General features: G+C 66.8%; 10 protein-coding genes. 2 read left to right on the top strand and 8 right to left on the bottom strand.

The window, feature by feature from the left end:
- Positions 1-10 precede the first annotated feature (10 nt).
- From MTR65_RS03465 to MTR65_RS03450, 4 genes are all read right to left on the bottom strand, one after another.
- A complete protein-coding gene (locus tag MTR65_RS03465; protein WP_327194310.1) occupies positions 11-487 on the bottom strand; it encodes a ribonuclease HI in 477 nt (158 codons plus the stop codon).
- 169 nt (positions 488-656) lie between these two features.
- Complete coding sequence (locus MTR65_RS03460; protein WP_243797082.1) at positions 657-2,231, bottom strand: DNA polymerase Y family protein; 1,575 nt, start codon at positions 2,229-2,231, stop codon at positions 657-659.
- A gap of 6 nt (positions 2,232-2,237) precedes the next feature.
- Complete coding sequence (locus MTR65_RS03455; protein ID WP_243797079.1) at positions 2,238-2,996, bottom strand: hypothetical protein; 759 nt, start codon at positions 2,994-2,996, stop codon at positions 2,238-2,240.
- A gap of 207 nt (positions 2,997-3,203) precedes the next feature.
- Complete coding sequence (locus tag MTR65_RS03450) at positions 3,204-4,754, bottom strand: amino acid permease (protein WP_148626517.1); 1,551 nt, start codon at positions 4,752-4,754, stop codon at positions 3,204-3,206.
- 179 nt (positions 4,755-4,933) lie between these two features.
- Here MTR65_RS03450 and panB point away from each other — a divergent pair, with 179 nt between their 5' ends.
- Entirely contained in the window at positions 4,934-5,809 is an 876-nt protein-coding gene (gene panB / locus MTR65_RS03445) for a 3-methyl-2-oxobutanoate hydroxymethyltransferase (protein WP_243797077.1), read from the top strand.
- A 12-nt stretch (positions 5,810-5,821) separates the two neighbouring features.
- Here panB and MTR65_RS03440 read toward each other — a convergent pair whose 3' ends face one another.
- The 4 genes from MTR65_RS03440 to MTR65_RS03425 are packed head-to-tail and all read right to left on the bottom strand — an operon-like array spanning position 5,822 to position 12,528.
- The gene (locus MTR65_RS03440) at positions 5,822-7,624 is read right to left on the bottom strand and encodes a tetratricopeptide repeat protein (protein WP_243797075.1); all 1,803 of its coding nucleotides are present in this window, start codon (positions 7,622-7,624) and stop codon (positions 5,822-5,824) included.
- Between the two features lie 7 nt (positions 7,625-7,631).
- Positions 7,632-9,008 (bottom strand): PEP-CTERM-box response regulator transcription factor, encoded by a 1,377-nt coding sequence (gene prsR, locus MTR65_RS03435; protein ID WP_213501576.1) that lies wholly within the window; start codon positions 9,006-9,008, stop codon positions 7,632-7,634.
- A complete protein-coding gene (gene prsK, locus MTR65_RS03430) occupies positions 9,008-11,143 on the bottom strand; it encodes an XrtA/PEP-CTERM system histidine kinase PrsK (RefSeq protein ID WP_243797072.1) in 2,136 nt (711 codons plus the stop codon). The genes prsR and prsK overlap by 1 nt, the downstream gene beginning before the upstream one ends.
- Positions 11,143-12,528, bottom strand: coding sequence for a TIGR03013 family XrtA/PEP-CTERM system glycosyltransferase (locus MTR65_RS03425; RefSeq protein WP_243797070.1), 1,386 nt, complete (start codon positions 12,526-12,528; stop codon positions 11,143-11,145). The genes prsK and MTR65_RS03425 overlap by 1 nt, the downstream gene beginning before the upstream one ends.
- Before the next feature lie 297 nt (positions 12,529-12,825).
- Between MTR65_RS03425 and MTR65_RS03420 the strand changes: the two genes are divergently transcribed.
- On the top strand, positions 12,826-13,362 hold the full coding sequence (locus tag MTR65_RS03420) for a hypothetical protein (RefSeq protein ID WP_243797068.1): 537 nt from the start codon (positions 12,826-12,828) through the stop codon (positions 13,360-13,362).
- Positions 13,363-13,364 lie beyond the last annotated feature (2 nt).

Below are 13,364 nucleotides of genomic sequence, written 5' to 3'. Positions count from 1 at the left end.
CAACGCGCCTTCAGCGCAGGCGCCGCCTGTCGAGGGCGATCCCGGCAAGGTTCTGCCCCCGCCGGACCCAGCGCACGCGCACTCTGGGACCACCTGCGATGAGGGCGCGCAAACGCGCGGCGTAGAGCTCCCGCCCCGAACCACCGTCCAGCACGGCCTGCGCCTCGTTCACCACGGCCAGCGCATCGCCGAGCAGGACCACGTCCTCAAGGCCAATCCGGCAGGCAAGATCGAGCGCCTCCAGCAGCGCTATCCACTCGGCATCGAAACTGCCGCCCTCTCCCATATCGTCGAACAGATGCGCCTCGCCGCGCACGACGACCGCCGCCTCCATGCGGCCCGGGTTGGGACGGCAACCGCCGTCGAAATAGATCTTGGTCCTGCCACCTGCCATGACGCCCTCTACCGCGCCACTGTCGCCTGCGCGAGCCTCTCTTGCGGGAATGCCGAGAAGCAGATCGACCTGAAGAAGGAAATACGTTTTCAAGGGGCCATCGTCCCTTGACCCCAAAATCGGCAACCTCGCCTTTCTCAACCAATGTGGCGCGCGCAAGGTGAGCTAGACGGGATGGGGAGCCCGAGGGCGATGGCCCTCGGAAAATTCCTTATAAACTTGAAATGTAGACATTAAATAACTGAAAAATATAGATTTAAATCTACCCAAAGATCCCTTGGAGAAACCACGCCGGGACACCCCCGCGCCCGTCTCCGACAACCCCGCTGCGATAGATCCAGTAGCGACGTCCTGTCGCATCCTCGATCCGGTAATAGTCGCGCAGGCGCACGGCGCCGCGCTCCCGCCACCATTCCGGGGCAATGCGTTCGGGCCCTTCGGAGCGCAAGACGTCGTGCGTTGCGCCTCGCCAGCGAAAGCGCCGGGGCAGGCCGTCCGGTGTCTCGTAAATCACCGATATAGGTTCTGGATTATCCAGTATTTTCAAAGGTCTGATCTTGAAATCGGATACGCTTTGCGAAGTTTTGAGGGGGGCTAGAGGTTCCTGCCAGCGCTGCGCACGCTCGGGCATGTGGCTGGCAAAGGGAACCGGGCGGCCCACCGCCCCGGCCCCGAGGCGTACCGTCAGCCGGTCTACGCAAGCCGCAAGGCTGGTTCCGCGCGCCTCGCCTTCCTCGCCTGCCTGTTCGAGATCGCCCTGGGCCAGGTCGAGCGGCTCGCACCAGGGCGCACGCAGGCGCACCATCTCGATCCCGAAGCCCGCATCGACATCCTCGATCCGCCGCGCGAAGAGCTCGGCCAGATGCGCGGCCGCGCGCGAGGGCGCCGCCATCTCGACCTTGCGCACGACGAGTTCGCCATCGACTTTCCAGAGGCCCAACTCGAGCCGCCGTGCCCCTTCCCCCCGGCCTTCCAGCACGCGCTCCATATCCCCCGAGAGATCCCGCACCACCTGCTCCAAAAGGGCCAGATGGCGGATCGGTTCGAGCAAGCGCCGCTGGACAAGCGGGGCGTGGGTAACAAGGACAGGCAGAAGCGGTTCGGGCACGCGGCCCAGAAGCTGGTCCATGCGCATGAGCGGGTTGGCGCTGGCCGAACGGCGGTTGCGAAAGCGCCGCACCAGCGCGTCGCGTGCCACGCCGTCCAGATCTCCCAGCCGCTTGAGCCCCAGCCGCCGCAGAACTGTCAGGACGTCCCCGTCGAGCCGGAGCGCGGCCACGGGAAGGCTAGCGAGGCGCTGGACCGGATCGTCCCCTTCGCGCAGGATCGCCCCGTCCGGGCCATGGTGCGCAAGCGCCCAGGCGGCTCCGGCGGTGGGCGCGATGGCCATGCGCGTCGCCAGCCGGCGGCGCGCAAAGGCCCTGCGCGCATCGGCCAGCAGCGCCGCCTCCCCCCCGAACAGATGCGCGACCCCGGTCACATCGACCAGCAGGCCATCGGGGGGATCAAGCGCGGACCAGGGCCCCCAGCGCAGCGCCCAGCCCGCAAGCTTTTCCAGAAACGCCAAGTCTCCTGCCGGGTCGGACGGGGCCACGGCGAGGTCAGGACAAAGCGTGCGTGCATCGGCCAGCATCATGCCCGCCTGTGCGCCTGCGGTGAGCCCCGCCGCGTTGGCCGCGGCAATGCGCGGCCCATGCGCGGTCTCGGCGATCAGCGCGAGCGGGTGGGCATCAGCGCCCTCCCCTTCGGCAAGGCCTTCGCCCAGCCGCCAGCGGTCGAGCGCCAGAACACGTAGCCAGATGCCGAGGATACGGCGGGAGGAGGCTCCTTCCAGCATGGCGCGTCAGGCCCCGCCACCTCCCTTGGCACGCGCCAGGGTGTTCTGCAGTTCGGGAGCCGCGCCGCCGGTTTCGGCCACCAGCCGTCCATCCCCACGCAAAAGCCACTGGCCCGGAGGATGGCGCCGCGCGCGGAAGAGCTGCGCCTGCCAACTGGGCGCGCCGGGCGCCTGCGCGTTCCAGCGCGGCGCAAGGGACGGCGCGGAGGCCACCTCCCAGCGCATCCGCGCGGAGGAAAGATCGCGCCGGGCATCGAGCCGGACCAGCCAGAACGGCACGCCATGACGCTCCGCAGCAAGACCAAGACGGCGCGAGGCGGTCATGTCGAGCGCGCGCGGGTTGCCCGAAATCTCGCCGATGACGAAGGCAAGGTCGCGGCAGCGCAGCCCTTCCTCAAGCGCGAAGAGCGCATCCTCCGGGCTCTTCACCGCGACATGGATCAGGCGGTCGCGCAAGCTCTCGGGAAGCCCGGCCCGGTAAGGGCGTCCGCTGTGGGTCAGGGCCTTGCGATCCTGCACCCAGAGCCACATGCGCGTATCGGGCGTGTCGGCCAGCGGATCGGGCGCGCGGGCCTGCTGGCGATCAAGCGCAAGGGCAAGGGCCAGCGCGGCGCCCGCGCCCTCATCGCCCGCAGCGAAGATCTCGCCATGCGCGGTGGCTTCCCCTGCCTGTCCCGGCGTCCATCGCGCGCCCTGCTGCTCACCAAGACGGGTGGCGCCAAGCTCGGCGGCGGTCGGGAGGGAAAGGGACGGATGCGAAGTCATGGCAGAACACCGTTACGGGAACAATGTTCTCATTATGTTCTCATTGGCGTGCGTTTGCAATCGCCTTGCTGTGCGCAAGGGCGTGGAGATGCATGTGGATAACCTGTGCGCACAATGAGGATATCGTCAGCGCGATCTCCCTCCCCGCACGAAAAAGGGGGCGCCCAGACGCCCCCTTTTTCTGTTTCGAAACCTGATGCGCAAGGCTCAGTCGATCGGCGGGACCGGCTGCGGTGGCGCATCGGCGTCGCTCTCATGCACCTCGACAAGGCCGCGTCCGACGTGGCTCTTGCGGTAGCCGTAGGCGAAGTAGACGATCAGGCCGATGCCGCCCCAGACCGGAAGAACCATCTTCGATTCAAACGGCAGGTTGAGGAACAGGCCGAAGCAGCCAGCCGCGGCCAGCGGGGCAACCACCCACACCAGCGGCGTGCGGAACGGACGCGGACGGTCGGGTTGGGTGCGGCGCAGGATCAGGACGGCCAGGGCCACCATGAAAAAGGCGAACAGCGTACCCGAGTTCGAGATGTCGGCCAGCTGGCCCACCGGCAGGAACGCGGCAAAGAATGAGACGGCAACGCCGGTGATCATGGTCACGATGTGCGGGGTCTTCCACTTGGGGTGGATCGAGGCGAGCTTCTCGGGGAGAAGGCCATCGCGCGCCATCACGAAGAAGATGCGGGTCTGGCCAAAGAGCATGATCAGAATGACCGAGGGCAGCGCCAGGAAGGCGGCTACGCCGATGAGGTCGCCCACACGCTCCCAGCCCACCGCGCGCAGCACGTGGGCCAGCGCCTCGCGCGAGCAGACGAGCGGCTCGGTGCCGGCGGCAACAAGGCTCTTGCACTGGTCGGCCAGCATCGAGGTGCCGGGCGCCAGGATCTCGCCGTTGGGGCCCGAAACCGGCTGCGCGCCGATGGCGCCGATCGCGCCTGCGGCAACCAGCAGGTAGAAAACGGTGCAGATCGCCAGGCTGCCGATCAGGCCGATGGGCACGTTCTTCTGGGGGTTCTTGGTCTCCTCAGCCGCGGTCGAGACCGCGTCGAAGCCGACATAGGCGAAGAAGATCGAGGCCGCCGCGCCCACCGCGCCAAGGCCCGCGCCCTGGCCATTGCCGAACCAGCCGTTGGGCATGAAGGGTTCGAAGTTCTCGCCCTTGATGACGGGCAGTGTGAGCACGATGAAGACCGTAAGTGCAGTAACCTTGATCGCCACGAGCACGGCGTTGACGCGCGCGCTTTCGGTGGTGCCGACCATCAGCAGCGCGGTCACCAGCAGCGCGATCAGGAGCGCGGGCAGGTTCACGATACCGCCCGCATAGGGCCCGACCGAGATCGCATGGGGCAAGGTGATGCCCCAGCTGTTGAGAAGGCCCACGAAGTAGCCCGACCAGCCGACCGAAACGGCGCTGGCGGCCACCGCATATTCGAGGATGAGCGCCCAGCCCACCATCCAGGCGAGCAGTTCGCCCATGACCGCGTAGGTATAGGTGTACGCCGAGCCCGAGACCGGCACCATCGAGGCGATCTCGGAGTAGCACAGGGCCGCCACGCCGCAGACGACCGCGGCGATGACGAAGGCCCACATCATGCCCGGCCCCGCCTTTTGCGCGGCCTCCGAGGTGAGAACGAAGATACCGGTGCCAATGATCGCGCCAACGCCCAGAAGCGTCAGCTGGATGGCCCCGAGCGAGCGATGTAATGATTTCTTTTCCGCCGTCGCCAAAATGGCGTCGAGCGGTTTGACGCGTCCAAACATGCGTGGATCCCTGAATTCGCTGATGGGCGCAAGCTAGTCCAAGGCGCGCGCAAGGCAATAGCTGCAAGCCCCATAAGGGCGGCCTTTGAACAGGAATCCGCGCAAAACATGCCATTTGCGCCAAGTTTCACCTCCCGCTAGGAGGCGCAGCACATAACGGGCACACCAAAGGAGAGGCCATGTCCACGACGTTCCAGCTCGACACGGCGACCAGCCGTGCCCATCCCACGCCCGCGCCGATGAAGCGCCTGACGATCCCGGCCATCCGCGCGCGCAAGGATGATGGCGTCACGACAGAGCCCATCGTCATGCTCACCGCCTACACCGCGCGCCAGGCGCAGCTGCTCGATGCGCACTGCGACCTCCTGCTCGTGGGCGACAGCCTGGGCCAGGTGATCTACGGCCTGTCCTCCAGTGTGCCCGTCACGCTGGAGATGATGATCAACCACGGCGCCGCCGTCGTGCGGGGCAGCTACCACGCCGCCGTAGTCGTCGACATGCCATTTGGCACTTACGAGCAGTCGCCCGAGCAGGCCTTTGCCAACGCGGCCCGCCTGCTGAAGGAAACCGGCTGCGCGGCGGTCAAACTGGAGGGCGGCGAGGCCATGGCCGAAACCGTCGCCTTCCTGACGCAGCGCGGCATTCCGGTGATGGGCCATGTCGGCCTTACCCCCCAGGCGGTGAACGTACTGGGCGGCTACAACGCGCGCGGACGCTCGGACGCCGAGGCGCAGAAGATCGTGGACGATGCCAAGGCGCTCGACGCGGCAGGGGCCTTTGCGGTCGTGATCGAGGGCGTGGTCGAGCCGATCGCGATTGCCGCCACCAAGGCCATCGCCTGCCCGACCATCGGCATCGGCGGCTCGGCGCAGTGCGATGGGCAGGTGCTCGTGACAGAGGACATGTGCGGCCTGTTCGAGCGTGTGCCCCGCTTCGTGAAGCGCTATGCCAATCTCGCCGAGGAGATCGAGACCGCGGCGGCGACGTACGCAAGCGAAGTGCGCGCGCGCAGCTTTCCCGGACCCGAGCAGACCTACCAGCCCCGCAAGGGCTGAGCTGGTCTCCTCTCACCCGGCGTTCGGCGCCTCGTCCAGCAGCGCTTCGCCCTCGGCGATGAGCGGGGTCTCTCCAACCATGCTCCGCGCCTTGGCGAGAAGCGCGCGGGCGGTGCCGGGCGCCTCGTCCGAAGCGGCCAGCGCAAAGCCGAGCGCCTGCGCCGCGTCCGGGCTGGAGCGCTGGAGGCGGTAGGCCGCCTGCGCCGCCTCGCGTGCCTCTTGCGGGTTGCCCAGCCCCGTCTCGACGAGGGCCAGATCGCAGAGCAGGCGCACATCACGCGCGCCGCCGTTCTCGCGCAGCCAGATCAGGATTGCCCGTGCGCGCAGATAGTCCCCGCTCGCCATCGCCAGCCCGGCCGCTGCGCGCAGAGCCACGCGGCTCTCCGGGTTCTGATCGAGATAGCCCTGCACCAGGCCTTGCGCGCCCTTCGGATCGCCGGCGAGAAGAAAAGCCTCCACGCGGCGGCGGAACAGGCTGGGGGGCATGCGCACTCTTGTGGCAAGAGCATAGCGCTCCTGCGCGGCGGCGGGATGGCCGAGTGCCAGTTGGACATCGCCGGCAAGCGCCTGGCTGTCGAAGAACCCGGGCCTCTCGCGGCGCATCGCCTCGGCGGCCTGTTCGGCCGCGCGCCCCTGCCCTTCGGCAAGTAGCCTACCGATCCGCCCAGCTCGCCCGACAACACGCAGCTGCGCCTGTGCCGGGCGCGCGGCGCGGTCGAGCAGTTCGCCGGCCTTCTGGCGATTTCCCAGGACCTCGTACGCGCGGGCCACCTGGGTCAGCAGGTAGGGCGACGCCTCGTCCCGGGCGATCTCCGTGCCAAAGCGCATCGTCGCAAAGCGGAACTGCCCGGCCTCGTAGATCGCGCGGGCGAGCAGGTCCTTGGTGCGGCGGCTGTCAGGCCGCTGGCGCAGCACCGCCTCGAACGCCTCGATCGCGGTCTGCGGATTGCCGAGCGCGAGTTCGGCCACGCCGCGCAGTTGCTGGACACCGGCTACCGTATCGAGCTGGCCTTCCGTGTGCGCAAGCAGGCTGCGGGCCAGCTCGAAATTTCCGGCGCGCGCGGCGATCACCGCCTGAAGGTAGTAGGCCTGCGGATTGCCGGGCATCAGTTCGAGCACGCGCCGCGTGACCGTTACGGCCTGCCCGGCGCGTCCGAGGTCGCCAAGGGTTGCCGCGTAGTCGAGCAGCAGCGACACGTCCGCAGGCGCAGCCATGATGCCCTTCTCGAACCACGGCAAGGCACCCGCAAGGCCATAGCGATCGCGCACGAGCTGCCCCTTGAACTGCAAGGCCCGGGCGTTGTGCGGCCCCAGTTCCAGCGCATGGTCGGCTGCGGCAATGGCGTCCATGTGAGCGCCGCGCACGTAATCCAGCCGTCCCATCTCGACCCACAGTTCCGGGTCATCCGGGGTCAGCGCGCGCGCCTTGGCGAAGGCCGCCTGTCCAGCCTCGAAGTGCCCTGAAAGCTGCTCCAGGCGGGCCAGCGCGCGCCAGCCGCGTGCGGCGCTGCCGGGGGCAAAGCCGCCCTCCTCCAACCAGGACCGCGCCTTGGCAAGCTGCCCTTGCGCCAGATAGGCTTCGCCCATCCAGGCCGCGACCTCACCGCGCGATGCCCCATTGCCGAGCGCGGCGCGCAGTTTCATTTCGGCCGCAATGCCATCGGCGCGCGCCAGCGCCGCGCGCGCCTCATCGATGAGCGCGGACGCGGCCACCGGCTCCTGCCCGCGCCCCTCCCCGCTACCGGGCAGCGGACACAGCACGAGCAGAGCCGACACCAGCGCGGCGCGCCCCCACGTCCATCTTCCCACCGTCATCGGGGCATCAGGGCTGCAGGTCGTACTGCTTGAGCAGATCATAGAGCGTGGGACGGCTGATCCCGAGCATCTTGGCCGTGCTGGAGATATTACCTTCGCTGCGCGCCAGGGCATGGCGGATCACCTTGCGGTCAGCCTGCTCGCGCGCGGTCTTGAGATTGAGCGCGTTGATGACCTGCTCGTCAGGATCGGCGAGGTCGAGGTCGCTGGCCGAGACCAGCTTCTCGTCGGCCATGATCACCGCGCGCTTCACCCGGTTCTCCAGCTCGCGCACGTTGCCCTGCCAGGGCCAGGCATCGATCGCGGCCAGAGCATCGCTGGCAAAGCCGCGCACCTTGGGGTTCATCTCGGCCGCGTAGCGCGCAAGGAAGGTCTTGGCGAGGAGCGTTGCATCGCCCGGACGCTCGGCCAGGCTGGGAATGCGTACGACGATTTCAGCGAGGCGGTAGTAGAGATCCTCGCGGAAACGGCCATCGGCGATCATCGCATCGAGATCCTGATGGGTGGCGCACACGATGCGCGTGTCGACCGGGATCGATTCGCGCGAGCCCACCCGCTCGATCACGCGCTCCTGCAAGAAGCGCAGCAGCTTGACCTGGAGCTGGAGCGGGATGTCGCCCACCTCGTCGAGGAACAGGGTCCCGCCCCCTGCCTGCTCGATCTTGCCGGGCGTCGTCTTGACCGCTCCGGTAAAGGCGCCCTTCTCGTGGCCGAACAGTTCGCTTTCGAGGAGGTTCTCGGGGATCGCAGCGCAGTTGATGGCGACGAACTCGCCGCGCGCCCGGTCGCTCGCATCGTGCAGGCCGCGTGCGAGCAGTTCCTTGCCGGTCCCACTCGCCCCCAGCAGCATGACCGAGACATTGGTGTTGGCGACGCGTTCGATGGTGCGCGCGACCTTGAGCATTTCGGGTGCGGCGGTGATCATCCGCCCCAGTACCTTTTCCTCCTTCTCGACCTTGGAGGACAGGCGCCGATTCTCTTCCTCCAGCCGGTGAAGCTGGAGCGCACGGCGCACGATGAGGCCCAGTGCATCGATGTCGACAGGCTTCTGGTAAAAGTCGTAGGCTCCGCGCGCGATGGCGGTCAGCGCGCTTTCCCGCGCACCATGGCCGCTGGCGACGATGACCTTGGTGTCGGGCTTGAGCGCCATGATCTCGTCGAGAACGGCAAACCCCTCGCTCGTGCCATCGGGATCGGGCGGCAGCCCCAGGTCGAGTGTCACCACGTCGGGCGCCTCGGAGCGCAGGAGGGCAAGCGCCGAGGGACGATCGCCGGCCACGATGACCTCGAAGTCCTCGTAAGCCCACTTGAGCTGGGCCTGAAGCCCGGCATCGTCCTCGACGATGAGGAGCTTGGGCAGCGACTTTGCGGCAGTATCACTCATCACGCGACTTTCTGATCATTCTTCGTGAGGTTCTGGTAGAGATTGGTCGCCTCGCTGAGCGGGATACGCACGACGAAGCGCGAACCCAGCCCCTCGCGCGATTCCACGTCGAGCCGGCCGCGCATCGCGCGCACCAGTTCGCGCGCCTCGTACGCACCGATCCCGAAGCCTCCGCTCTTGGTTGACACGAAAGGCTTGAATAGACCGTTGCGCACGAACTCGGCAGACATGCCACAGCCGGAATCGAGCACCTCGAAACGGGCATGGAGGCCGTCGGGAACGACCGACAGGAAGACAGGGCTATGCGGATCGCTTGCATCGATCCCGTTCTGTACAAGGTGGACCAGCACCTGCTCGAGCGAATGGCGATTGGCGGTAATCGCCAGATCGGGCGAATCCACCGCCACGAACTGCGCGCTGTTCTCGAAACTGGTCCCGACCGCGGCCAGTACGTCGCGGGTGCGAATGTTCTCCAGCTTCTCCACCGCGCCGTTACCGTAGCGCCCGAGCCGGGCGATCAGAGCGTTCAGCTTCTCCGAGGAATTGCGCAAGGTCACCAGCATGTCGGCACGGAAGGCCGGCTTGTCGGCGTGCAGTTCGGCGTTGCGGGCAAGCAGGCTGAACTGGCTCGCGAGGTTCTTGATGTCGTGCATGACGAACGCGATACGGCGGTGGAAGTCATCGAACCGGTTGGCCTCGGCCAGCGCAGTCTGGCTGGCGTTCTCCGCAAGGTAGCTCGCCACCTGCTGGCTGATGACGCGCAGGAGATCGAGGTCCTCCCAGTCAAAGGTGCGCGCGAACTGCGGCCGGGCGAGCACCACAAGGCCGACCAGGCGCTCGAAGTGGACGAGCGGAATGACCGCCCAACTGCGCGCATCGGCGAGGAGCCACTCCGGGATCTCGAATACCGTGTCCGCATCCGGGGCTGCGCTGCGGCCGCGTACTTCGTCGAGATCGACAATATAGCCGGTGCGTTCAAGGTAGGACTGGCTCTGCAGCGACATCGCGACACCCGGCACCTCGATCTCGGGCCAGTTCCAGCGTGCCGCGAGCGTCATTTCGCCCTGCTCACCGGGCGCGAGGAGAAGTCCTGCGGGGCTCTCGAACAAGTCCGCCACCGACTTGACCACGCGTTCGCCCAGCGGCGCGGCGTTCTCCCCCCCGCTGCCGATGGTGCGGGTGAAGCGCAGCCATTCCTCGCGGTAATCGTAGCGGTGCTGGAAGAAGTGCTTGGCCAGCGTCACCTTGAGCCAGCTGCGCAGCTTGCGCGAGGGCAGAACCACCAGCGCAATCGCGCTGGCGAGGGTCAGGAAGGCGAGTTCGAGCAGGCGCGCGAAGTTGCCCCCCGCATAGGACAGCCACTGCGCCACCGCGACCATCCCCACCAGATAGGCCCCGATCACGAGCAGCGAAAAGGTCTGGAACGTGACCGCACGCGAAGGACGGATTTTCAACTCGTCCCGGTTGGCCGCGACCGAAAGACCGATGAACATCGCAAGGATCACCGTCGCCACCGCACGCAGGGCCGCCACTTCGCGCGGCCAGGACCCGGCGAGGTACGAGATCGTGTAAAGATTGAGGTCGAAGGCCCACAGCACGGCGAGGCCAATCGTCGGCCAGCGAAGCGCCGGGCGCGCATCGTGCGAACAGCCCGCGTAGAGATTGTGGACCAGGACCAGCCCACCCACCGTCACCAGGAGCCGGAACAGGACATTGAATTCGAAGGCCAGGCTTCGCAATTCGGGGGGCAGTGGCAGGGTTCCCATCCCATAGTCGATGCCCAGATGCAGTATCTCGACAAAGCACAGCGCGATGACGACAGGGCGGATCGGGGCCAGCGTGGTGTCGCGTCCATCGCCGCCGAACAGGCGAAAGACGACAAAGAGCCATCCCATGTTGCGCGCGGTCTCGCACAGCGATGCCAGGATCGGCGGCACCGTCCCGACCGCGACGGCCGCCACCGAAAGGCTCCACAAGGAGGTCAGGAACAGGGCGAAGAGCGCGGCCCCGCCCGCACCGGCAAGACGGTGGCGGCGTGGCCACAGCGAGAGGCCGACGGCCGCCGTCGCAATGGCGCCCGTAAGGTCGAGCGCGATCGCGATGGTGGTCCAGATATCGGGACTGTTCCAGGCCATCATCGAGCTCCCTCGCTCCAGATCACGACCCGCAGGGTCTGCAACAGGATCAGGAGGTCGAGGAAGGGCGTGTAGTTCTTCGCGTAATAGAGATCGTATTCCAGCTTGTTGCGCGAATCCTCGACCGACGCGCCATAAGGATAGTTGATCTGCGCCCACCCGGTAATTCCGGGTTTGACCATATGGCGCTCGGCAAAGAAGGGAATGTGCGCTTCGAGGTCGGCCACGAACTCGGGTCGCTCCGGGCGGGGCCCGACGAAGCTCATCTCGCCTTTGAGGACCGTCCAGGCCTGCGGCAGTTCATCGATCCGCAGCTTGCGCAGGAAACGGCCCAGCCGGGTGATGCGGGGATCGTCCTTGGTCGCCCATTGCGCTCCGGCCGCTTCCGCATCGCTGCGCATCGAGCGCAACTTGATGACATCGAAAGGCACACCGAACAGGCCGACACGGGACTGGCGGTAGAAGGCCGGCCCCTTGCTGTCGAGCTTGACGAGGACCGCGAAGACCAGGACCACCGGGCCGGTCAGGAGCAGAACGCAGGAACTTGCAACGATGTCGAAGAGACGTTTGACCGCGCTGGAAACGGCACGCCCTGACGAAAAGCCATCCGAAAAGATCAGCCAGCTGGGATTGACCGTGTCGAGGTCGATCCGGCCGGTCTCGCGCTCGACCAGGCTCGAGAAATCGTTGACGTGAACGCCGGCGGTCTTGATCCGCAGCAGGTCCTTGAGCGGCATCGCGTTGCGCCGCTCCTGCAGGGCCAGCACGACCTCGCTGACCCCGAGGCTCTCGACGAAACGGGTGAGGTTCTCGATCTCCGCGCGCGGGGTTGCCCCCTCCACGCAGGGAGGCCCCTCGTTCATATCGACGAAACCGGCGACCGCGAAGCCGCTTTCCGGGCGCTTGGAGAGCACCTCGATACGCCGCGCACGCGCGCCCGAGCCCAGCACCAGGACACGGCGCCGGAACACGGCGGAGCCGAAGGCGGCGTGGAAGAAGAGACGGTTGCCCATCAACAGCACGATTGCCAGGCCCATCGAATAGACAAGGGTGGAGCGCCAGAACTGCTCACTGGCCACAACAAAGTCGACGAAGGCCAGCGCGATCACGCCCAGCGAGACTGCAACGAGCAGGCGCGCGGCGGCAAATCGCATGGAACGAAGCGCCTCCGAGGCATAGACGCCGACCGAAACCATCGCGAGGATCATCACGGCCCCGAAAGCGCCGTGCGCGGCCATACGCGCCAGGAGCGAGCCCATGTCCATACCGATCTGCATCGCCCGCAAGCGCCAGGACAGCTCGTTCGCGAGGACGAGCAGGGCGAAGTCGACAATACACAGCAGGATCACCGCGTAGGGGATGTAGTGTTTGAAAAGCCGGACCATCGCCTCGGGTCGCTATCCTTGTGCATGTTAACACGTGTGACGTCAGCTTAACCCCAAGGCGTAAACTGTCGGTAAAACTAACACATCACTACCCGTCTGCCCGCGGGACACAAGGACGCAAATCCCGGATCATGGGGCCTTCACAGCTGCCGCCCATGCAAAATGTCGGCGTATTTTACAGGAACGTGCGGCACTTCTGAGGGCGCCCGACGCCTTTCCGGGACTGACTGTAAACCATGCGCTAACCACGAGAGGAAACCATGGTGTTACGCGCCTCGCGCTAGATGCCGCGCTGCCATGACAGGAATACGCACCAGCCGCGCGTCAGCCGGCAAACTCTCGCTTAAGCAGATCTCGGTACACTTCGCAGCCATCACGCTCGTCGCCACGGGCATGCTGGCCGTGTTCGCCGACGGCGAGCGCAGCAAGGCGGCCCTCGCTGCCGCGGCCGCGCATGAGGCCGACGCGGAGGATGCGATCGGCGAGGCCGCAAAAGGCGCGGCCAAGAACCTCATCAAGATACGCCCGCGCCGCGATACAGCCGGGCAGTTCGGCCCGGACCCGGTGCTGCGCCCTGCCCCATCAGGCGCAATGGCCTATGCTCAGGGCCACGACATGCGCCATGAGCCCGGCTACGAACCCGGCCCGGACCTCCTGCCCACATCCCCCCTCGCGCCGTCGGCACCTCCAGCCAATCTGCCAGCGGGCATGACGCTCGAGGAATGGCTGGCCCTGCACGACGAGGAGCGCGGCGAACTGCCCGCCATCCGCCTTGGCCCTGATGACCTGCGCGCGATGGGTGCCCTGCCCTCGTCCGGCCAGCCCGCCGGCTGACC

Source organism: Novosphingobium mangrovi (genome assembly GCF_022818885.1).
GTDB lineage: Bacteria > Pseudomonadota > Alphaproteobacteria > Sphingomonadales > Sphingomonadaceae > Novosphingobium > Novosphingobium mangrovi.
The sequence above is the reverse complement of the archived record's forward strand: the minus strand, read 5'-3'. Positions and strand labels throughout refer to the sequence as shown.